The sequence below is a fragment of the Janthinobacterium sp. GL_088 genome (genome assembly GCF_057837845.1).
Window position 1 is genome coordinate 4,543,914 of the sequence record NZ_CM174453.1, and the last position, 21,460, is coordinate 4,565,373.

Below are 21,460 nucleotides of genomic sequence, written 5' to 3' on the forward strand. Positions count from 1 at the left end.
GTCGGCACCACCGGACGCATTGCCCGATGGCGCTGGCGTGGCTCTTTACAGCTTTTGCTTGCCCTCATTGCCCTTGATGAACGGGCTCCACGGCTGGGCGCGTATCGGTTCCTTGGTTTTCCACACGACATTGAATTGCCCATCAGCCTTGATCTCGCCGATCATCACGGGCTTGTGTAAGTGGTGATTCGTGGCATCCATGGTCAGGGTAAAGCCGGATGGCGCCTTGACGCTCTGGCCCGCCATGGCGGCGATCACCTTGTCCGTGTCCGTCGATTTCGCCTTTTCCACGGCTTGCGCCCACATGTGGATGCCGACATAGGTCGCTTCCATCGGGTCGTTCGTCACGACCGAACCCGCGTTCGGCAGCTTTTGCGCCACGGCATAGGCCTTCCACTGCTTGATGAAGGCCGTATTCACGGGATTCTTGACGGATTCAAAGTAATTCCATGCCGCCAGGTGGCCAAGCAAGGGCTTGGTATCGATGCCGCGCAACTCTTCCTCGCCGACGGAAAACGCGACGACAGGCACGTCCGTGGCCTTCAGGCCGGCATTGCCCAGTTCCTTGTAGAACGGCACGTTGGAGTCGCCATTGATGGTGGAAATGACGGCCGTCTTGCCGCCCGTGGAAAACTTCTTGATGTTGGCGACGATGGTTTGATAATCGGCATGGCCGAACGGCGTGTAGACCTCGCTGATATCGCTATCCTTGACGCCCTTGCTTTTCAGGAAGGCGCGCAGGATCTTGTTGGTGGTGCGCGGATACACGTAATCCGTGCCCAGCAGCACGAAGCGCTTGGCGCCGCCACCATCCTTGCTCATCAGGTATTCCACGGCCGGGATCGCCTGCTGGTTGGGCGCGGCGCCCGTGTAAAACACGTTCTTTTCCAGCTCCTCGCCCTCGTATTGCACCGGGTAAAACAGCAGGCTGTTGAGTTCCTTAAACACAGGCAACACCGACTTGCGCGACACGGACGTCCAGCAGCCGAACACGACTGCTACTTTATCCTGCGTCACCAGCTGGCGCGCTTTTTCCGCGAACAAAGGCCAGTTCGATGCCGGATCGACGACGACGGCTTCCAGCTTCTTGCCCAGCACGCCGCCCTTGGCATTGATCTCGGCGATCGTCATCAAAGCCACGTCTTTCAGCGACGTTTCGGAAATGGCCATGGTGCCCGACAGGGAGTGCAAAATGCCCACCTTGATCGTATCGGCGGCAAAGGCTGCCTGCATGTAAGTGGACGTGGCCAGGGCCAGTGCGCCGGCGGCGGCCGCTTTCAGGATGATGCGTCGTGACATGGGGACTCCTGTGATGGGTTCGTGGGGGGTCGAGCTAAGCCTGCGATGTTGTTAAAGCAGAATGCATGCCAGCGCCAACAGGCGTCCAGCATGGTGCACGCCGCTGTCGCCGCACGAAAAAAAACCTGGCTGCACAAGGACTGTGCAGCCAGGTTTCAAATTGCCGTAAAACAGTGCGCCGAGGAAGTTAATCCTTGCGCGGCACGCCTCTCAAGCGGCGCCAGCCCTTGCGTCCCAGCGGGAACAGCAGCACGAAAGCGATCAGCCACGGCAGGATATAGGCCATGGCCGTGATGGCGTTGGCCACGCCTTCCGACAGGTTTTCCGTGAAATTGCCCAGCGCGCGCTTGACGGGGCGCCAGAACGATTGCTTGCCTTCGGCACTGACGACGACGTTCAGCAAGTCCGTATCGATGCGCTGCATCAACAGCGCGTTGGCCGCCGTCGCCTGCTCCAGTTCCACTTGCACGGTGGCCAGTTCCTTGGTCACCTTGATCAGGGCGTCGACGTTAGCTCCCGAGCGCTTTTCCAGGTCTTGCAATTGCGCCTGGTACTGCTTGAGCATTTCCAGGCGTTTCTTGCTGTCGAGCACGGGACGCCCCAGGTCTTCCACCTTGGTGCCCTGGCTGGTGACGTCGCCTTCGGCCGCGACCAGCGCGACGAGCTTCTTGATGCCGGCAGGCTTGGCCCGCATGCTGATGCGCGCATGCACGTAGCGGCCGCTGTCGACGCTGGAATCGAGCAGCAGACAGCCGTTTTCCGTGTCGGCCTTGCAGGCGGCGACCACTTTTTCATACAGGGGCCGCACTTGCGCCTCATTCGTATCGACGCTGACATTATGTTCATAGGCAAGAAACTCGCTGCCCTTTTCCTTGCCATCGAGGCGCGCGGCGCTCGATTGTCCGCCGCTCTCGCCCTTGCTGCCGCAACCGGCCAGCAGCATCAGGCCGATCAAGCCAATACAGATTTTTTTCATGGTTTCTTTCTTTGGATTATTTTTGTAGAGGCAACAATTCGATATCGGGCAAGTGCGCCGCCACGTCCTGCACGGTGGCATAGACGGTCAGGGACGCCACCACCTGCGGCAACGGCGCCGGCCAGATTTCCGGCAAGTCGCGTTCCTCGAGCGCCAGCACGGGAAAGGCCAGCTGCTCGCGCGGTGGCGTGAAGGCGGCCGCGACACCGGGCTTGTTGCCGCGCGCATCGATGCGGTACCAGCCGAAGTCTTGCAGATACACGGCATTCAAGCCGTGCAGGCAAAACGGCGGCCCCGCTTCGCCGACAGCCAGGCGCTGGTAGCACAGGCCGGCAGGAATGCCGTTGGCGCGCAGCAGCGCGGCCAGCAAATGGCTCTTCGCATAACAGTATCCCGTGCCATGCTGCAAGACGTCGGAAGCGCGGCAGGTGACGGGATTGCGCTGGTAGTCCCAGCTGTGGGCGATCTCGTCGCGCACGAAGGCAAAGCATCGGGCCGCGATGGCGGCGTCGCCCACCGCGCCTGCCGCCAATGCGGCCGCCCTGGCGCGCACGGCTGGATGGTCGCTGTCGATATACAGGCTGCTGGCTAGATAGATGGAAAAGTCGGTAGACATGGCATCCAGGTCATGCAAAAAGATAATGCGCGATTCTAGTCGAAACAGCATGAAATCGAGCGTTTCCTTGCGCAGGAACAAAGAAAATCCACGCGTCAGGCTCTCTGCGCGGGGGGCGGCGACTTTGGCGCCGGCCCGGTAGCTGGTATCATGCGGGCAAACGCAACCGGCCACATAGACCCGGCACAAGCACTACCCTGCGAAGCGGCCCCGCCACCGGGCGCGCCGCCGACGCCTCCCTACAGATCAGAGAAACGAGTTCCCTATGAGCACTTCATCGTCCCACCCATCGTTCTGGCGCCGTATCCCGCTGGCTTTCGGCGCCTTCTTCAGCACCCTGTCGGACGCCGCCTATGCGGCCCGCGTGGAAAAGCTGTCCCTGCCCGAGGCTGCACCCGTCGCTCCCGTGGCCCCGGCGCCTGCTCCCGTGCCGACGCCAGCCGCCGCGCCCGTCATCTTGAAAGAAGCGACGCCCGATGCCGCCCTGCAATTGCTGGCACTGCTGCAACGCGAAGCGCGATTGATCGACTTTACCCAGGAAAACCTGGGCAGCCATGCCGATGCCGACATCGGCGCGGCCGCCCGCGTCGTGCATGAGGGCTGCGCCAAGGTCATGCGCGAGTATTTCACCATCGACGCCGTGCGTCAGGAAGCCGAGGGCAGCCGCATCGTACTGCAGGAAGGTTTTGACAGCGCGCAAGTACGCCTGACGGGCAACGTGGTCGGTTCGGCGCCATTTACGGGTACCCTCAGCCATCGCGGCTGGCGCGCGTCCAGCGTGCGCCTGCCGAAACTGAGCGAACAGCACGACGCCGCCATCCTGGCACCGGCCGAGGTGGAGCTGTGAACGATCAAACTAATCCCAGCCCGCGCTACGCCATCGGCATCGACCTGGGCACCACCCACAGCGCCCTGTCGTATGTGAACCTGGTCGAAAGCGACGGCGAAAAGTCCAGCCACGGCGTGCTGAAGGTGCCGCAACTGTCAGCGCCAGGCACCGTCGAAGAATTGTCACTGCTGCCATCGTTCGTCTACCTGCCGCACGCCGATGAAGTGGCGGCGGGCGACCTGGCCCTGCCCTGGGTTACCGAGGAAGCCGAAGCGCCGTTCGTCGTCGGCGAAATGGCCCGCAGCCGCGGCGCCACCACGCCGATCCGTCTGGTGTCGAGCGCGAAAAGCTGGTTGTGCCACCCGGGCGTGGACCGCCGCGCGGCCATCCTGCCGAACGACGCGCCGGCCGAAGTGCCACGTATCTCACCCATCACGGCCGCCACGCGCTATCTGACGCACTTGCGCCAGGCCTGGGACAACGCCCACCCGCAAGCGCCGTTCGCGCAGCAGGAAATCACCGTGACGATTCCGGCATCGTTCGACCCGGCCGCGCGTGAGCTGACGATGGAAGCGGCGCAGGCGGCCGGCTACACCTCGCTCACCCTGCTGGAAGAGCCGCAGGCGGCCCTGTACAGCTGGATCCAGACCAGCGAAGGCCGCTGGCGCAAGGAAGTCAAGCCAGGCGACATCATTTTAGTGGTCGACGTGGGTGGCGGCACCAGCGACTTTTCGCTGATCGCCGTGCTGGAACGTGACGGCGTGCTGGAACCGCACCGCGTGGCCGTCGGCGAACACATCCTGCTGGGCGGCGACAATATGGACCTGGCGCTGGCCCACCTGGTGGCCCGCAAGCTGGCCGCCAACGGCACCCAGCTCGACGCCTGGCAGATGCGGGCGCTCACGTATGGCTGCCGCAGCGCCAAGGAAAGCCTGCTGGCCGACAGCGGCCTCGATGTGGCACCGATCGTCGTGCCGAGCCGCGGCTCGAAGCTGATCGGCGGCTCCATCCGCACGGAACTGACGCGCGCGGAAGTGTCCACCTTCATCCTCGACGGTTTCTTCCCGCAGGTGGAAGCATCGAGCCGCCCTGCCGTGCGCACGCGCGCCGGCCTCACGCAACTGGGCTTGCCATATGCGCAGGACGCGGCCATCACGCGCCACCTGGCCGCCTTCCTGGGCCGGCAAGTGGCGGCCACCAGCGAGCTGGAAGGTTTTGCCGGTCGCCAGGCGGACGGCGCCAGCTTTTTGCACCCGACGGCCGTGCTGTTCAACGGCGGCGTCTTCAAGTCCGACTTGCTGGTCCAGCGCATCATGGCGACCGTCAACGACTGGCTGTACATGGAAGGCGCTGAACCGGCGCGCATGCTGGCCGGGGCCGACCTGGACCTGGCCGTCGCCCGTGGCGCGGCCTACTACAGCTACGTGCGCCGGGGCCATGGCGTGCGCATCCGCGGCGGCACGGCCAGTTCCTTCTATGTGGCCATCGAATCGGCGATGCCGGCCATCCCCGGCATGGAACCGCCGATCCAGGCCCTGTGCGTGGCGCCGTTCGGCATGGAAGAAGGCAGCGAACTGGAACTGCCGGGCCAGCAATTCGGCCTCGTCGTGGGCGAACCCGTGCATTTCCGCTTCTTCGCCTCGTCCACGCGCCGCAACGACCAGATCGGCGACTTGCTCGACTTCTGGGGCCCAGACGAATTGCAGGAACTGAGCGAAATCCAGGCGACCTTGTCCGCCGAAGGCCGGTCGGCCGGCGACGTGGTGCAGGTCAAGCTGCATGCGCGCGTGACGGAGGCGGGCACCCTGGAACTGCTGGCCGTGTCCCCTGACGGCGCCGAGCGCTGGAAAGTGGAATTCGACGTGCGCGGCACGCCGCAGCCATAAGCATGCGCGGCGCGAAGGTGCGGCCGGCCTTCCTGGTCGGCATCGACCTGGGCACCACCAACACGGTGGTGGCGTATGCGGCGGCTGGCGATGCGCAGGCTGAAATAAACCTGTTCCCCATCGAGCAGCTGGTCGCCCCCGGCGAAGTGGGTGCACGCCCCCTGCTGCCGTCCTTGCGCTACCACCCTGCCGCCGGCGAACTGGCGGCGGGCGACTTGCAGCTGCCCTGGCCGCAGCAGGACCTGGAGCATGCCGTGCTGGGCGCCCTGGCGCGCCAGCTCGGCGCCCAGGTGCCGGGCCGGCTCGTTTCCAGCGCAAAGAGCTGGCTGTCGCACGCGAACGTCGACCGTCAGGCGCCGATTTTGCCGTGGGGCGCCGATGCCGATGTGGCCAAGGTGTCGCCCGTGGCGGCCAGCGCCAGCTACCTGGCCTACGTGCGCGCCGCATGGCATCACCGCTTCCCGCATGCTCCGCTCGAAGAGCAGGAACTGGTGCTGACCATCCCCGCTTCGTTCGACGAGGGTGCGCGCGCACTCACGCTGGAAGCGGCGCGCATGGCGGGCTTGCCCACGGTGCGGCTGGTGGAAGAACCGCAGGCCGCTTTTTATGACTTTCTGCAGCGCCGGCGCGCCACCCTGCGCGACGACCTGGCCGACACGCGCCGCATTCTGGTATGCGACGTGGGTGGCGGCACCACGGATTTCAGCCTGATCGACGTGGCCTTCGATGGCAACGGCGAACCGCAGCTCACGCGCAGCAGCGTGGGCAACCATTTGATACTGGGCGGCGACAATATGGACCTGGCGCTGGCCCACCTGGTGGAAACGCGCATGGCCGCTGGCAGCGAAGGCGGCATGAAGCTATCGGCCGCGCGTTTGTCGCAGTTGATGGAACGCTGCCGCGCCGCCAAGGAATTGCTGCTGTCGCACGATGCGCCGGACAGCGCCACCGTCACCCTGCTGGGCGCGGGTTCGCGCCTGATTGGTGGCAGCCGGTCCGCCGACGTCACGCGCGAGGAAGTGGCGGCCATGGTGGTCGACGGCTTCTTCCCGAAAGTGGAACTCACAGAGACAGCGAAAAAAGGCCGCGCCGGCATCGTCGAATTCGGCCTGCCGTATGCGCAGGACGCGGCCATCACGCGCCACCTGGCCAGCTTTTTACAACAGCATCAAGGGGCACTGCCCGATACCTTGCTGCTCAATGGCGGCGTGTTCCGCGCCGACGCGCTGGCGCGCCGCCTGGCCGAGACCCTGGCGCACTGGCGCGGCCAGCCCCTGACCATCCTGCACAACGATAATCCCGACGTGGCCGTGGCCCGTGGCGCCGTCGCCTACGCGCTGGCCCGGCGCGGCCAGGCGCCGCGCATCGGCGGCGGCTCGCCGCGCAGCTATTTCCTCGTGCTGGGCGAGGCAGGCAAGGACAAGCGCGCCGTCTGCATCCTGCCCCGTGGCAGCGCCAGCGGCGAGGAAATCCGCCTGCCGGAGCGCCTGTTCGCGCTGCGCCTGGGCCGGCCCGTGCGCTTCCACCTGGCCACGTCTCTCTTTGAGGCGGGCACGCCGCCGCAACTGGGCGAAATCGTCGATCTGGATGCCGGAGAATACTTGCGCCTGCCGCCGCTGGCCAGCGTGCTGCAAGCGGAAAGCGGTGACAAGCGCGACATCACCGTGCAGCTGGTGACAGTCATGACGGAAGTGGGTACCCTGGAAGTGCATTGCGTGGCAGCAGCGGATGCCGGCCAGCGCTGGCTGCTGGAATTCCAGCTGCGAGGCGAAGAGGACGTAGCAAGCGAAACGTCCAGCGTATCACCACGCGTGAAAGAAGCCATCGAGAAAATCGAGCGCATCTTCGGCGGCAAGGCGCAAAAGGTCGAGGCCAAGGAAGTGCGCCAGCTGCGCCAGCACCTGGAACGGGGGCTGGGCGGACGCGAAAGCTGGGACACGCCGCTCTTGCGCCAGCTGTTCGACGCCCTGCTACAACGCGCGCGTGGCCGGCGCCGCTCCGCCGAACATGAGCGGGTGTGGCTGAACCTGGCCGGCTACTGTTTGCGGCCCGGCTATGGCGACGCGCTCGACCCGTGGCGCATCGAGCAGCTATGGGCCATGTTCGACGCGGGCGTGCAGCATCACAAGGACAATCAGGTGTGCGCCGAATGGTGGACTTTGTGGCGCAGGGTGACGGGCGGCTTGAATTCGGAGCAGCAACTGCGCCTGCTCGACGACTTCGCCTTCAACCTGCAAGCCGACGCGGTCCAGCGCGGCAGCCGCCCCGTCACGCTGGTGAACGGCAGCGACGACGACATGCTGCGCCTGGGCGCCTCGCTCGAGCGCATCCCCGGCGCCTACAAGGCCGAAGTGGGCGCCTGGCTGATCAAGCGGCTGCAGAAGGCTGATAAAAAGGGCGAAGTGGCAGACACGAATACCCTGTGGGCGCTGGCCAGGGTCGGCGCACGCCAGCCCTTCCACGGCAGCGCGCATGAAGTGGTCGACAGCGCCACCGTGGCCGACTGGCTGCACGTGCTGCTGGCGCTGGACTGGAAAAAGACGGAACCGGCGGCGTTTGCCGCCACCCACCTGGCATGCATGACGGGCGACCGCTCGCGCGACATCGACGACGCGCTGCGCGCCACCGTCCTCGCCCGCCTGAAAGCCTTCGGCGCCCCACCCCTGTGGCAGGCCATGGTCAGCGAAGTGACGCAGCTGGACGAAGCTGTTACCCGCCGCATGCTGGGCGAGGCGCTGCCGCCGGGGTTGAAGCTGATCGGGTAAACACCGTCCTTGATTATCAGATTACATGAATCTACAATGTAGATACATAGGAGGTCATATGGAACTATCGATCCAAAAATGGGGTAATAGCGCGGCCGTGCGCTTGCCAACGGAATTGCTGGGCATGCTGAAGGTGTCGCTGGGCGACAAGCTGGCGGTCGATGTGCGTCCGGACGGCGTATTCCTGAAAGCCAAGCGCCCTGCCTTCACGCTCGACGATCTGGTTGCCCAATGCGATGTCACGGCGCCAGAACCGGCCGACATGGCGGCATGGAGCCAGATCAAACCGGCAGGCCGCGAAGCATGGTAAAGCGCGTTCAGTTCGGCCGTGGCGATATCGTGATGGTCAATCTGGAGCCAACGGAAGGCCGTGAACAGCGCGGCGCGTCCCGGCCAGCGCTGGTGCTGTCCACCAGCGCCTTCAACACGCTCGGTGTCGTGCTGGTCGCCCCCATCACGCAAGGCGGCGATTTTGCCCGCCACGCGGGCTTTGCCGCGTCATTGAGCGGCAGCGGCACGGCAACGCAGGGAGTGGCGCTGGTCAACCAGATCCGCATGCTTGACCTTGAAGCACGCGGCGCAAAGCGCATCGAAACCGCGCCTGAATTCGTCGTGGAAGACGCGCTGGCGCGCCTGCGCGCCATTAGCGACTAAATTGACGTCAGTAGCATGTCGGATTACGCGCTTGCGCGCCTCGGCGGCCCCGCTAATCCGACCTACCCCTCGCTACGCGCCCCACGATACCGCGGCAAGCCATCGGCCAATTTCACCCACTCCAGTTGCGTGTCCGTATAGATATGGCTGTGCGGTGGCAGTTGTTCGGGGTCGTCCAGGCTGCTGGTGGTCAGGCCAACCTCGTCCAGGTCGCGCGCATCCTCGAACGTCAGCTGCGTGCCGCAGCGGGGGCAAAAACTACGCGTGCAGTGTTCGCCGGACGCGTATGGCGTGGCCTGTCCCCGCAGCCAGCGAAAGTTCGCCCGTGGCACACTGAACCAGGCGACAAACGGCGCGCCCGACGCGCGGCGGCACATCGAGCAATGGCAGGCCGTTTCATGGAAGGCGCCCGTGCCCGCTTCGTAGCGCACGTCGCCGCATAAACATCCTCCGCTCAGCATGGCATCCTCCTGCAAATGAAAAAGGCGCCCAGTTTAGCGCCGCTGCGGCGCAACGGTTTGCGCTAGATCAGGGCGATGATCAACAGCAGCACCGCCAGCGGCGCCTGCACCAGCACGATGCCCGGATGCGTGCGGCGCAGCTGGGCCCACACGGACAGGCCCGGCACTTCCTCGTGCGGATGGTGGGCTTCGTCGCGCAGCGACATCGCGTGCAAGAACATGCCGGCGATCAGCGGGCCGGGATTGACCCACCAGCCCTGCTCGAGCAAGCCGCGCGACAGGTAAATGGCCAGCGCGCCGATGGCAAACGGCGAGGCCCACACCAGCGCCAGCATCAGGCGGATGCCATAGAATTCCGCCAGGGTGCCCAGGCGATGCAGGCGGCCGAAATCGTGGCCTTCCATGCGCTTGTCGATGGCCAGTTCGGCGCGGCCGTACAGGGTCCACAGACCGCCGAACAGGCAGCCCAGCAGCACGCCGATGACGATGTCGGCCACGAACACCGCATATTTATTGACGTCGGCCGTGCCGATGCCCAGCGACGTGTGGGCGGCCGCATGCAGGTGCAGGCCGGCCTGCTCGCCTTCGGCCGTCGTATAGCGGTCGCGCACGTCATACGTGCTGCCGATATACACGACGTTCTTGCGCAGCGCGCCGGCATCCACGCCAGCCTGGCCGTCGCTCAGTTTGACGCGCGTGCGCGTGGGGTTCAGGAATGCCGGCGCCACGGCGGCCGGGTGAAACGGCGCGGTAACGGCGTTCTGCTCGGCCGCCGCCTTGGCGTCGCCGCGGATGACGGGCTCGAACGCCCAGCGCGCCAATTCCTTTTCGCTGCCCGTGCGCCGCGCCAGCTGGCACACGCGACCGGCCAGCGCCACCACTTCCTTTTGCTCGGACAAGGCGGCCGGCATGGGCTGCTTCTGCTCCTGCTCGTCGGCGCCATGCGCCAGCTCAAAGGCCACGGCCGCCAGCACGGGGCTTTTCAGCTCGATGCGCGTGACGGCGCCCATGCGTTCGCGGATCCGCGGGCTGGCAAAGTGGATGCCGGCCGCGCAGCGCGCGCGTATCCACGGCAGGTTCGCGTTGCGGTCCGATTGCTCGGGCAGGATCAGCACCAGTTGCCGGCCATTCGCGGCCAGCCGGTCAAGCAGGCGGTCCAGCGGCCGCTCGCCCGCCTTGTGCTGTTCATATACGGCCGGCGCCAGGTCCAGGTCGATGGCCAGCACCTTGCTGCCGCGCGCGGCGGCGCTGGCGATCAATTGCTCCAGGCGCGTGCGCTCCAGCGGTTCGCGCTCGTCGAAGACCTGTTCGAACGCGGGCTGGTCGATTTCGATGATGCCGGGCCGGTAGGCGGCGCCCGGGTCCTTGCCCCGGCCCAGCAGCTGCTCCTGCGCCGCGCTGGCCCGCAGCATGGCCGCATCGAGCCATTCGAGCACGTGAAAACCCTCCAGCGCCAGCATCAGCGCGGCGATCAGGCTGGCGCCGATCACGTGGTGCAGCAGATGCGTGCCAGTCAGCTTGAAAGCCGAACCAAGCTGGGCGACCGGCCACAGCAGGCGCCGCCAGAGTGGCGGGCGCGGTTGATCCGGCTGGTTGGTTTCCACGGTGCGTACTCCTTGCGTGCGGCGCATGAATTATCACTCAAGCAACGAATGATGACGAAAGGATAGTGTATTGCAGTTGAGTCCGTTCCGCCGCACGGCTGGCAGCCTACTTCGGCTTGGCCAGCAATAGCTTGCCCAGCGCTTCGAAGGCCGGCGTGGTGGTCGGGTCGTTGGCCGCGTTGGCCGCCGTCGGCGTCGAGGCGAAACGCACGATCACCATTTCCGCCTTCGGATCGATGTAGATGCGCTGGCCGTACACGCCGCGCGCCATGTAGGCGCCATGCTCGTTATGCGTGACCCACCACATGTCGCGGTAGCTCCAGCCCTTGAGCAAATCGTAGCCGCCCTTGGCGAACAGCTGCTTGTCGCCGCCACGGCGGATATCGTCGACGACCGCCTTGGGCAGTATCTGCTGGCCGTTATAGCGGCCATCGTTACGCAGCATTTCGCCGAAGCGGGCCAAGTCGCGCAAGCCCGTATTCAAGCCGCCGCCGGCAAACGGCGTGCCCGTCGAATCGACCGTCATGTAGGCATCCTGCTCGGCGCCCAGCTTTTGCCAGACATGCTCGGATAGGTATTCGTTGACGTTCTGCCCCGTGACGCGGGCGATGATCCAGCCCAGCACGTCGGAGTTGACCGTGCGGTAGCCGAACGCCTCGCCATGCCTGCCCTCGTGCTGCACCGTCTGCAGGTAGTCGAAATAGCTGCGCGGTCCCTTGTAATCCTTCGGCTTGGGCAGCGGGCTTCCGGCTGCCGCGTGCTGCCACACTTCCGCTTTCGGATCGGCGTAATCTTCGCTGAATTGCAGGCCCGTGGTCATGTCGAGCACCTGGCGCACGGTGGCGTCGCCAAACGCGGACTTGGCCAGTTCCGGCACGTACTCGGCCACTTTCTTGCCTGGATCGAGCTTGCCTTCGGCCACCAGCGCCGCGCCGATGATGCCCATCACGGACTTCGTCACGGACATGGCGCCATGCTGGCCGCCCTCTTTCAACACGCCGAAATAGCGTTCATACACGATGCGGCCCCGGTGCAGCACGACGATGCCGTCCGTGTAATTGGCGCCCAGCGACTGCTCCCAGGTCATCGCGTCCTTCGCGCCCAGCGGGGTAAAGCGCAGGCTGTCGATATCCTTGCGCAGCGCGCGCGGCAAGGGCACGGGCGCTTTCAAGCCGCGCGCCACTGCCACCGTCGGCATCAACTGGCGGAAGTGCGACACGCTCCAGCGCAGCTGGGGGAAATTGAAATAGCTGCCATCGTCGAAGCGGATGATCTTATCGGCCGGCGGCGGCGCGCCCACCATCCATTGCAATGCAGCCGGGTCGCTGGCGGCGGCCGACAGCGGCGCCGTTGTCTCTGCCGCATGGGCGCCGGCGGCCAGCGCCAGGCAGGCTGCGGCCAGGGCCAAGCGGCGGATGGGTGGCAGTGTCGTCATGCATTTCTCCTGTCATGGCTGGCGCCGGCGGCGGCGCTCGCTTCATGCGATCCATGCTAACAGAGAAACTTTTTATCTTGCCCTGTGGCATCCTATTGTGCGGGCCACAAGCTGAGACAACCGTCTCACGCACACGCCATGCTGCAACGCAGGATGCGCGGCCCGGCGCTTCGTGCTACAAACGGAAAACCATCCAAACACCAGCATCAGAGACACCGGAGAGCGCCATGCCCTACGTCCGCCAGACCAGCCATATCGACCGCGTGCGCGACCTGATCGCCGGCCGTATCGTCAACCCAGGGGCCGATACGGCCAGGCTGGCGTCGTCGTACCGGCGCTCGCTGGACGACTACCGGCTCGACCCGGCGTCCACCACGGGGCCGCGCATCCTGACGGGCGCCGAACTGCGCGCCATCCAGCAGTCCGAGGAAGATTTTTTGCGCTCCACGGGCCAGTGCCTGCCGCGCCTGCACGCCATGGTGCGCGAAGCGGGTTACTGCGTCATCCTCGCCAATGCGCGCGGCGTGACCATCGACTACGTGGTCGACACGGACCAGCGCAAGGATTTCAAGAAGGCGGGCCTGTATCCGGGTTCGTGCTGGTCGGAAGAGGAGGAAGGCACATGCGGCATCGCCTCCGTGCTGCTCGACCATGAAGCCATCACCGTGCACAAGACGGACCATTTTCGCGCCGCGTTCACGGGCCTGACCTGCAGCGCAGCGCCGATTTTTTCGCCGCACGGCGACTTGATCGGCGTGCTCGATGCGTCGGCCCTGCGTTCGCCCGATGCGCGCGACAGCCAGCGTCTGGTCAAGCAGCTGGTACGGCAAGGCGCGACCCTGATCGAGGACGGCTTTTTTCTCAAATCCTACAGCCATTGCTGCATCCTGCTGGCGCACCGCAACCGCCACTTCGTGGAAGTGCAGCCGGAAATGCTGCTCGCCATCGACGAACATGGCGACATCGTCGCCGCCAACCGCTGCGCGCGTGACGTCATCGCTGGCCTGAACACCCTGCCGCGTCCCGTCGGCGAAGTGCTGGAAGTGCGCGCCGAACGGCTGTTCGATGCGCGCGCGGGACACAATCTGCTGTCCCTGCGCCTGGCCGGCGGCGGCACCTGGGTGCACGCCCGCGTGCGCGCGCCGCTGCGCCAGGCCAGCGCGCGAGCACGCGTGAGGAACGCCGCCCCCGCGACGGAGGAGACGGTTGCCTACACGGCGCCGGAACTGGCCGAACGCACGCGCATCGTCCACGCCATGAACGCCGCCAAATGGCGCCCGCTGCAGGCTGCCGCCATGTTGGGCATCTCGCGCGCCACCCTGTACCGGCGCATCAAGCAGCTGCACATCGTGGCGCCGCACCGCCAGTAGACCGTCCGAAAAGCTGAGATTTCCGTCTCAAATTCAGCCATGCTGCGCTGCGCAATGCAGGGCCGGAACGCCAGTGTTACAACATCGTCAGCGGCAAGACAGCCGCATCCCATCATAAAGTCAGCAGACTTGGAGGAGACACGATGCAAACCGATATCAACCCCCACAACCTGGCCGTGGCCGGCATCCTGGAGCAGCTGGAAGGCACGCTGCGCGCCAGCGACGGCACGGGCGCCGCGCAACTGTTCGAACAGGACGGCTACTGGCGCGACCTGGTGCTGTTTACCTGGAACCTGAAAACCCTGGAAGGCCGCGAACAGATCGCCGCCATGCTGACCGCCCAGCTGAGCACCGTGCAGCCAGTCTCCATCCGCATCGCCGACGGCGAGCATGCGGTGGAAGCCGGTGGCGTGCTGCAAAGCTGGATCACGGTGGAAACGAACGCGGCGCGCGGCGTGGGCTTCATCCGCATCCGCGATGGCAAGATATGGACCCTGCTTACCACCATGAGCGAATTGAAGGGTTTTGAGGAAGCCAAGGGCAGGCGGCGGCCCATGGGCGCGGAACACGGCGCCCGCACGAACCGCAGCAGCTGGCTGGAGCACCGCGAACAGGAAGCAAAGGAACTGGGCTACGCACGCCAACCCTACTGCGTCATCATCGGCGGCGGCCAGGGCGGCATCGCGCTCGGTGCGCGGCTGCGCCAGCTCAATGTCCCCACCATCATCATCGAGAAAAATTCGCGCCCCGGCGACAGCTGGCGCAAGCGCTACAAGTCCTTGTGCCTGCACGACCCCGTCTGGTACGACCACATGCCGTACATCCCGTTCCCCGACAACTGGCCCGTCTTCACGCCGAAGGACAAGGTCGGCGACTGGCTGGAAATGTACACCAAGGTGATGGAGCTCAATTACTGGGGCTCGACCTCATGCGAATCGGCCAGCTTTGACGCAGCCACCGGCGAGTGGACGGTGCAGGTGCTGCGCGATGGCCAGCCCGTCACCCTGAAACCGAAGCAGCTGGTGCTGGCCACCGGCATGTCGGGCAAGGCGAACATGCCGAAGTTCAAGGGCATGGACGTGTTCCAGGGCGAGCAGCAGCACTCGTCGCAGCATCCGGGGCCGGACGCGTATGTGGGCAAGAAGGTGGTGGTGGTCGGCGCGAACAATTCCGCGCACGATATCTGCGCCGCCCTGTGGGAAGCGGGCGTGGACGTGACCATGGTGCAGCGCTCGTCGACGCACATCGTCAAGTCCGATTCCTTGATGGACCTGGCCTTGGGCGACCTGTACTCGGAACGGGCGCTGGCCGCCGGCATGACCACAAACAAGGCCGACCTGACGTTCGCCTCGATCCCCTATAAAATCCTGGCCGACTTCCAGAAGCCCGTCTTCAAGGCCATCCGCGAACGCGATGCGGATTTCTACCAGCGCCTGGAAGAACGGGGCTTCATGCTGGACTTTGGCGACGACGATTCCGGCCTGTTCATGAAATACCTGCGCCGCGGCTCCGGCTACTACATCGACGTGGGCGCCTCCGAGCTGGTCGCCGAGGGCAAGATCAAGCTGAAAAGCGGCGTCGGCGTGCAGGAACTGAAAAGCCACTCCATCGTACTGTCCGACGGCACGGAACTGCCGGCCGACCTGGTGGTGTACGCCACCGGCTACGGCTCCATGAACGGCTGGGCGGCCGACCTGATCTCGCCGGAAGTGGCGAACAAGGTGGGCAAGGTGTGGGGCCTCGGGTCAAGCACGACGAAAGACCCGGGCCCGTGGGAGGGCGAGCAGCGCAATATGTGGAAGCCCACGCAGCAGCAGGCGCTGTGGTTCCACGGCGGTAACCTGCACCAGTCGCGCCACTATTCCCAGTACCTGTCGCTGCAGCTGAAGGCGCGCATGGAAGGGTTGAACACGCCCGTGTATGGGCAGCAGGAAGTGCATCACCTGGCGTGAAATCCGGGGTCAGGCCCGCCGGGGGAATGTTACCCAATGGGGAACATTCCAATCACGCAGTGACTGACCCCAGCCCTCTCTTTTGGGGATAGGTATAAAAAAATGGCGGCGGACCGAAGTCCGCCACCATTTTTACCTCATGCAGCCAACGATTACTGTTTGATGGCTTCGATTGCGAACGTCAAAGTGACGTCATCGCTGACGGCTGGCGCATATTTGCCGGCGTTGAATTCCGAGCGTTTGATCTTGGCCGTGGCGTTGGCGCCGCAAGCGTCTTTTTTCAGCATCGGGTGCGGTGCGCAGGCGAACGAGGTGACGGTCAGGGTGACTGGCTTGGTCACGCCTTTCAGGGTCAGGTTGCCTTCCACGGAGGCCAGCTTGTCGCCGTCGAAGTTGAACTTGGTCGATTTGTAGGTGGCGACCGGATACTTGGCCGTGTCGAGGAAGTCTTCGCCCTGGATGTGCGAGTTGAACAGGGTCGAACCCGTATCGACGGACTTGGTGTCGATCAGCACTTCGACGGCGCCCGTCTTCGCGGCGCGGTCCAGGGTGACCTTGCCGGTGGTGTTATTGAAACGGCTTTGCTGCGTCGAGAAACCCATGTGGGTGTACTCGAAACGGGGGAAAGTGTGGCTGCCATCGATGACATAGACTTCAGGCGCGGCAAAAGCGGACAGCGAGAAGCCGGCGGCGGCGATAAAAGCGAGCAGTTTTTTCATTGTAGGTTCCTGATAGAAAGTGGAGGATGTCAAAACCGCAAGCAGCTGCAGGCGGGGGGCGCATGCGGCTGATTGTCTGGCTTCAGTTGCAACAGATTATGCATGGCATGAAGATCGATGTAAAACGGAAAATATACCTAGTTAGCATCGAAAAAATCGATAATACATGGTGATCATGTCCGCGACAGCGCCTTCTGCTGCCGATTATTGTCTGCATTGCCAAAAATATCCAGCGTTATCCGGCACCTCAAACAAGCATTGAATGAGAATGATTCTTGTTATTATTTGATGGGCTTGCTATCATCGCTCGCTTTGATCACGGGGACATGCGCGGTGCTTGAACGCTATTACCAGGAATTGCTGCGCCTGATTTCGCGCTCCACGGGATGCCGCGACAAGGCACAGGACGTGGTGCAGGAAGCCTACGCCCGCATCCTGGCGCGCAAGCAGCACGGCGGCGCCCACGCCCTGCCTGGCGATACCCCGCCCGACAGCGGCCAGCGCGCCCTGCTGTACGTCACGGCGAAAAACATCGCCATCGACGAACAGCGCCTGCACCAGAGGCGGCCCCATGACGCGCTCGACGAGCCGCACATGCAGCTGCGCGCGCCGCGCGCCGATGAACCCGAGCAACGGCTGCACGACCGGCAAACCATGGAACGCCTGCTGGCCATCATCGACGCCTTGCCGCCGCGCTGCCGCCAGGCTTTCGCGCTGTACAAGTTCGATGGCCTGAGCCAGATCGAGATCGCCGCCCAGATGGGTATCTCCGTCAACATGGTGGAAAAACACATCATCAACGGCATGCTCGCCTGTAAAAAAGGCTTGCCCGAGCGGGATACGCTATGAAACAGCACATGACATCACAAGACACGACGGCCGACGACATCGACTTCCTGGCGGCGCAATGGCTGCTGCGCCACGACGCGGGCCTGGCCGCCCACGAACTGGCGGCGCTGGACGCATGGCTGGCCGCCGACGCGCACCACCAGCACGCCTGGCAGGCGCTGGCCCGCACCGATGCGCTGCTGGCCAGCCTGCCGGCGCAGCGCGTGGCGGCATTCAGTCAGCCCGCTCCGGCGGCGAGCGCGCCGTCATCGCTGCTGCAGAGGCTGCGCCAGGCGGCCACCTTCCCGCCGCGCGGCGCACTGGCCGGCGGCTGCCTGCTGCTGTGCGGCCTGCTGGCCTGGCCGCTGGCCAGCCATTGGCAGCAACCGGGCTTCCAGCACGATTACAGCACGGCGCGCGGCCAGTTCGCCACGCAAGTCATGCCCGACGGCAGCCGCATCGAACTCGATAGCGGCAGCGCCGTCGACGTGGCCCTGTACCGCGACCGGCGCAGCGTGCGCCTGCTGCGCGGCCAGGCCATGTTCCATGTCCACGCCGACCCTGCGCGTCCGTTCCAGGTCATCGCGGGAGCGGCCACGGCGACGGTGCTGGGCACGCATTTTTCAGTGCGCCACGTGGGCGCCACGACACAGGTGACCGTGGCGCAAGGCACGGTGCGCGTGGAAAGCGAAGCCGGTGCGCATGCCGAAGTGCTGCAGGCGGGCGACACGGTCACCGTCACGCCGCAGGGTGTGAAGGCGCTGGCCAGGGTCAATGCGCAGGCGGTGGGCAACTGGCGTGCCGGGCGCCTCGATTTCGAGGACGCCACCCTGGCCGAGGCGCTGGCCGAATTCGAGCGCTATGGCGATACGCACCTCGTGCTCGGCGATCCGGCCCTGGCCGGCCTGCGCCTGAACGGCAGCTTCGACGCGACGCTGCCGGCGCAATTTGCCGCCGCCCTGCCGCTGGCCTTGCCCGTGCGCGTGGTGCGCCGGGACGGCAAGCTGCATATCGTCGCCCGCTGATTTGTCCCCATGACGCGAAATAAAATCCATCCGCACGTCAGGGTAAATGAGACTCATTCGTTTTAACTATGAAGGACCACCACATCACCATAGGAAAAACATGCATATGACTCCACCGCGCCCTCCCTTGCACGCCCGCCTGTCTCCCCGCCTGTCCCCTCTCTTCCTGGCCATCGGCCTGGCCTTCGCCACGCCCGCCGTGCATGCCGCCGCCGCGCCGGTGGCGCAGGTGGAATGGCAGATTCCCGCGCAGCCGTTGAACCGCGCGCTGAACGAGCTGGCGCGCCAGGCCGGCATGGTGCTGCTGGCCGACGCGCGCCTGACGCAGGGACGCCACAGCGCGCCGCTGCAAGGCAGGCATTCGCTGCCGGAAGCGCTGCGCCAGCTGCTGGCCGGCAGCGGCCTGCAGGCGCAGCTGCAAGGCGGCACGACCATCATCATCAGCGCGCCCGCGCCCGCCGCTGCCGGCGCGGTGCAGATCGGCACCCTGCGCGTGAATGGCCAGGGCGGCAGCGGCACGTTCGAGGCGGACGACACGGATCCGGCAGACCTGCCCTACCTCACGCCAGCCGCCTCCGTATACATCGGCCGCGAGCAGATCGAACGCTTCCGCGGCACCTCGCCAGCCGACATCTTCAAGGGCGTGGCCGGTGTGCAGGTAGGCGACAGCCGCAACAGCGGCGCCGTCGAGGTCAACGTGCGCGGCATGCAGGGCCAGGGCCGCGTGCCCGTGCTGATCGACGGCAGCCTGCAATCATCGACCGTCTACCGCGGCTACGCGGGCATCGCCGACCGCAGCTACATCGACCCGGACCTGATCAGCGCCATCCGCATCGACAAGGGTCCGAACCTGTCGGCGCAAGGCGCGGGCGCCATCGGCGGCATGGTCAGCATGCAGACGCTGCGCCCTGAAGACATTTTGCGACCAGGCCAACGCACGGGCGTGCGCCTGCGCGGCGGCATCCAGGACAACAGCGTCTCGGCGCCCGCCGATTTCGGCAGCACGCCGCGCACGCAGCGCAACAAGCTGGACAACCCGCGCAGCGGTTTTGGTAGCATCGCCGTGGCCACGCGCCAGGACGACTACGACCTGGTGGCCGCCATCAGCCAGCGCAGCATCGGCAATTATTTTTCCGGCACACGGGGCTTCGAACGCTATCAGATGCTCAATGAATGGGGCGACGACAATGGCGTGACGCAGTTCTTCAAGAAGGGCGACGAAGTGCTGAACACGGCCAACCGCACCACCTCGGCCCTGCTGAAGGCCAGTCTGCGCCTGCCGCACGCGCAAAAGCTGGAGCTGGGCTACCGCTATTTCGACAGCAGCTATGGCGAAATCATGCCCTCGCAAATCTACCGCAACAGCACCGGCAGCATTCCCCAGTGGGACCCGAGCCAGGTGCGCACCAACGCGCTGACGGCGCGCTACGAGTGGAAGCCGGAAGGCCAGAACCTCATCGACCTGAAGGCCAACCTGTGGCTGACGGACATGCAGAGCAAGTCGCGCAACGGCGATATCTTCAGCAATCCGCTGGAAGGCAAGACCAATCCGGGCGACCATGAATGCAAGGAGTGCGTGGAGGTGCTGTACCTGGCGAAGAACCAGGCGCGCAGGGTCGGTGCCGACCTGACGAACACCTCGCGCTTCGCCACCGGCATGGGCGCGCTGAAGCTCGATTACGGCTTGTCGCTGCAGAACGAGGATATCGGTCCGGCCGACAGCGTGACCATCCTCGATGAAGACCTGAACGCCAATCACACCCTGCGCAACGGCAAGCGCCACGAGCAAAGCGTATTCGCCTCGCTGCAGTGGCAGGCGCGCGACTGGCTGACCATCGATGCGGGCGGACGCTTCCAGCGCTTCGATTCCCGCGACCGCAACCGCCGCGCGGAACAGCAGTACCAGCCGCAGGGCTGGCAATGGGTCACCATGTGGGACAAGGATGGCGGACAGCTCGGCTCCTCGAAGTGGTACCAGGATGCGCAGGGCCGGTTCACGCCCGCCACCAATCCCGCGCTGGTGGGCGGCATGGTGGAAAACTACGGCGCCGAGCCGGCGCCGCTGGACGTCTCGCAGGTCGCCGACTGGAGCGGCAACGACTATGTCTTCCGCGACGCCATCCCCGGCCTGTTCACCTACAGCAAGCCGATCCGCCGCAAGGACCACGGTTTTGCGCCCACGTTTGCGCTGACGGCGCGCCTGTCCGACAGCGTCAGCCTGTTCCTGCGCGACGCGCGCGGCCTGCGCATGCCCAGCCTGTACGAATCGACGATGGGCTTCTCGGCCACGTATTCGTCACCCCTGAACGCCGAGCGCAGCCACAACCGCGAGATCGGCGTGAGCGTGGTCAAGGATGGCGTATGGAGCGCCGCCGACAAGCTGCGCCTGCGCGTTGCGTACTTCGACAACGTCACGCACGGCTACATCACGCGCCGCCCGATTCCCGACTTGCCGGCCTACGCGCAGAATTTCTCGATGGCGAACACGGACAAGTACAGCGTCTCGGGCGTCGAACTGCAGTCGTCATATGACCGGGGTAGCGTGTTTGCCGACTTTTCCGGCACCTGGAACCGCAAGACCCTGATCTGCGACGCGGCCACGGCGGCCTATTTGCGCAAGGCCAGCAAGTGGCAATCGGATATCTGGAACACGCCCGACTGCTCGCCCATCGGCTTTAGCAGTTCCTATGTGAGCAACCATATCCAGCCCAAGCTGAGCGCCAACCTGACCTTGGGCACGCGCTGGCTGCAGGAAAAACTCACCGTGGGCACGCGCCTGACGCACGTCGGCCATCCGCTGGCGCGCCAGGACGACAAGGCCGTGTGGCAATCGTGGACGGGCACCTCGCCGCAGGTGCTGACGCAGGCCTACACGCTGGCCGACCTGTTCGCCAGCTACAAGATCACGCCCAACGCCACCGTCGACGTGGCGGTGGACAACCTGACGGACCGCTACTACCTCGATCCGCTGACCCTGAGCCTGATGCCAGGACCGGGCCGCACGGCGCGCGTCACGCTTGGCCTTCGTTTCTGATTTGATT

Annotated in this window: 17 protein-coding genes; 10 read left to right on the forward strand and 7 right to left on the reverse strand. The window is 65.1% G+C overall.

Annotated features, from left to right (window positions below; genetic code table 11):
- Positions 1–45: 45 nt before the first annotated feature.
- The 3 genes from urtA to AC3IQ7_RS20290 all read right to left on the reverse strand — a co-directional run bounded on the left by urtA (position 46) and on the right by AC3IQ7_RS20290 (position 2,891).
- Entirely contained in the window at positions 46–1,299 is a 1,254-nt protein-coding gene (urtA, locus tag AC3IQ7_RS20280; RefSeq protein WP_489207163.1) for an urea ABC transporter substrate-binding protein, read from the reverse strand.
- A 187-nt stretch (positions 1,300–1,486) separates the two neighbouring features.
- On the reverse strand, positions 1,487–2,275 hold the full coding sequence (locus AC3IQ7_RS20285; protein WP_489207164.1) for a DUF4349 domain-containing protein: 789 nt from the start codon (positions 2,273–2,275) through the stop codon (positions 1,487–1,489).
- A 16-nt stretch (positions 2,276–2,291) separates the two neighbouring features.
- Positions 2,292–2,891, reverse strand: coding sequence for a transglutaminase-like domain-containing protein (locus AC3IQ7_RS20290; protein ID WP_489207165.1), 600 nt, complete (start codon positions 2,889–2,891; stop codon positions 2,292–2,294).
- 265 nt (positions 2,892–3,156) lie between these two features.
- Here AC3IQ7_RS20290 and AC3IQ7_RS20295 point away from each other — a divergent pair, with 265 nt between their 5' ends.
- From AC3IQ7_RS20295 to AC3IQ7_RS20315, 5 genes are read left to right on the forward strand one after another with little or no spacing between them, the layout of a single operon-like run.
- Positions 3,157–3,738: a DUF2760 domain-containing protein gene (locus tag AC3IQ7_RS20295; protein ID WP_489207166.1), complete on the forward strand. Its 582-nt coding sequence runs from the start codon at positions 3,157–3,159 to the stop codon at positions 3,736–3,738.
- A complete protein-coding gene (locus tag AC3IQ7_RS20300) occupies positions 3,735–5,606 on the forward strand; it encodes an Hsp70 family protein (protein ID WP_322429367.1) in 1,872 nt (623 codons plus the stop codon). Before AC3IQ7_RS20295 ends, AC3IQ7_RS20300 begins: the two co-directional genes overlap by 4 nt.
- A 2-nt stretch (positions 5,607–5,608) precedes the next feature.
- The gene (locus AC3IQ7_RS20305) at positions 5,609–8,371 is read left to right on the forward strand and encodes an Hsp70 family protein (RefSeq protein ID WP_489207167.1); all 2,763 of its coding nucleotides are present in this window, start codon (positions 5,609–5,611) and stop codon (positions 8,369–8,371) included.
- 58 nt (positions 8,372–8,429) lie between these two features.
- A complete protein-coding gene (locus tag AC3IQ7_RS20310) occupies positions 8,430–8,681 on the forward strand; it encodes an AbrB/MazE/SpoVT family DNA-binding domain-containing protein (protein ID WP_099380726.1) in 252 nt (83 codons plus the stop codon).
- Complete coding sequence (locus tag AC3IQ7_RS20315; protein ID WP_489207168.1) at positions 8,675–9,025, forward strand: type II toxin-antitoxin system ChpB family toxin; 351 nt, start codon at positions 8,675–8,677, stop codon at positions 9,023–9,025. Before AC3IQ7_RS20310 ends, AC3IQ7_RS20315 begins: the two co-directional genes overlap by 7 nt.
- A 62-nt stretch (positions 9,026–9,087) precedes the next feature.
- On the opposite strand, the gene AC3IQ7_RS20320 is transcribed toward AC3IQ7_RS20315, so the two are convergent.
- The 3 genes from AC3IQ7_RS20320 to AC3IQ7_RS20330 form a co-directional block, all read right to left on the reverse strand.
- Positions 9,088–9,486 carry a GFA family protein gene (locus AC3IQ7_RS20320; RefSeq protein ID WP_489207169.1) on the reverse strand — a complete coding sequence of 133 codons (399 nt, stop codon included), beginning with the start codon at positions 9,484–9,486 and terminating at the stop codon, positions 9,088–9,090.
- A gap of 62 nt (positions 9,487–9,548) precedes the next feature.
- Positions 9,549–11,117, reverse strand: coding sequence for a CHASE2 domain-containing protein (locus AC3IQ7_RS20325; RefSeq protein WP_489207170.1), 1,569 nt, complete (start codon positions 11,115–11,117; stop codon positions 9,549–9,551).
- Positions 11,118–11,196: 79 nt separating this feature from the next.
- Complete coding sequence (locus AC3IQ7_RS20330; protein WP_489207171.1) at positions 11,197–12,525, reverse strand: serine hydrolase domain-containing protein; 1,329 nt, start codon at positions 12,523–12,525, stop codon at positions 11,197–11,199.
- 227 nt (positions 12,526–12,752) lie between these two features.
- Between AC3IQ7_RS20330 and AC3IQ7_RS20335 the strand changes: the two genes are divergently transcribed.
- Together AC3IQ7_RS20335 and AC3IQ7_RS20340 are read left to right on the forward strand one after the other, a co-directional pair.
- On the forward strand, positions 12,753–13,895 hold the full coding sequence (locus AC3IQ7_RS20335; protein ID WP_489207172.1) for a sigma-54-dependent Fis family transcriptional regulator: 1,143 nt from the start codon (positions 12,753–12,755) through the stop codon (positions 13,893–13,895).
- Between the two features lie 143 nt (positions 13,896–14,038).
- A complete protein-coding gene (locus AC3IQ7_RS20340; protein WP_489207173.1) occupies positions 14,039–15,847 on the forward strand; it encodes an NAD(P)-binding domain-containing protein in 1,809 nt (602 codons plus the stop codon).
- Between the two features lie 152 nt (positions 15,848–15,999).
- Here AC3IQ7_RS20340 and AC3IQ7_RS20345 read toward each other — a convergent pair whose 3' ends face one another.
- Positions 16,000–16,566, reverse strand: a complete 567-nt coding sequence (locus AC3IQ7_RS20345) for a YceI family protein (RefSeq protein ID WP_034756709.1) — start codon at positions 16,564–16,566, stop codon at positions 16,000–16,002.
- A gap of 333 nt (positions 16,567–16,899) precedes the next feature.
- On the opposite strand from AC3IQ7_RS20345, the gene AC3IQ7_RS20350 reads away from it, so the two are divergent.
- The 3 genes from AC3IQ7_RS20350 to AC3IQ7_RS20360 all read left to right on the forward strand — a co-directional run bounded on the left by AC3IQ7_RS20350 (position 16,900) and on the right by AC3IQ7_RS20360 (position 21,453).
- A complete protein-coding gene (locus tag AC3IQ7_RS20350) occupies positions 16,900–17,415 on the forward strand; it encodes an RNA polymerase sigma factor (protein WP_489207174.1) in 516 nt (171 codons plus the stop codon).
- 8 nt (positions 17,416–17,423) lie between these two features.
- Positions 17,424–18,419, forward strand: coding sequence for a FecR family protein (locus tag AC3IQ7_RS20355; protein WP_489207175.1), 996 nt, complete (start codon positions 17,424–17,426; stop codon positions 18,417–18,419).
- Between the two features lie 100 nt (positions 18,420–18,519).
- Positions 18,520–21,453 (forward strand): TonB-dependent receptor, encoded by a 2,934-nt coding sequence (locus tag AC3IQ7_RS20360; RefSeq protein WP_489207176.1) that lies wholly within the window; start codon positions 18,520–18,522, stop codon positions 21,451–21,453.
- Positions 21,454–21,460 lie beyond the last annotated feature (7 nt).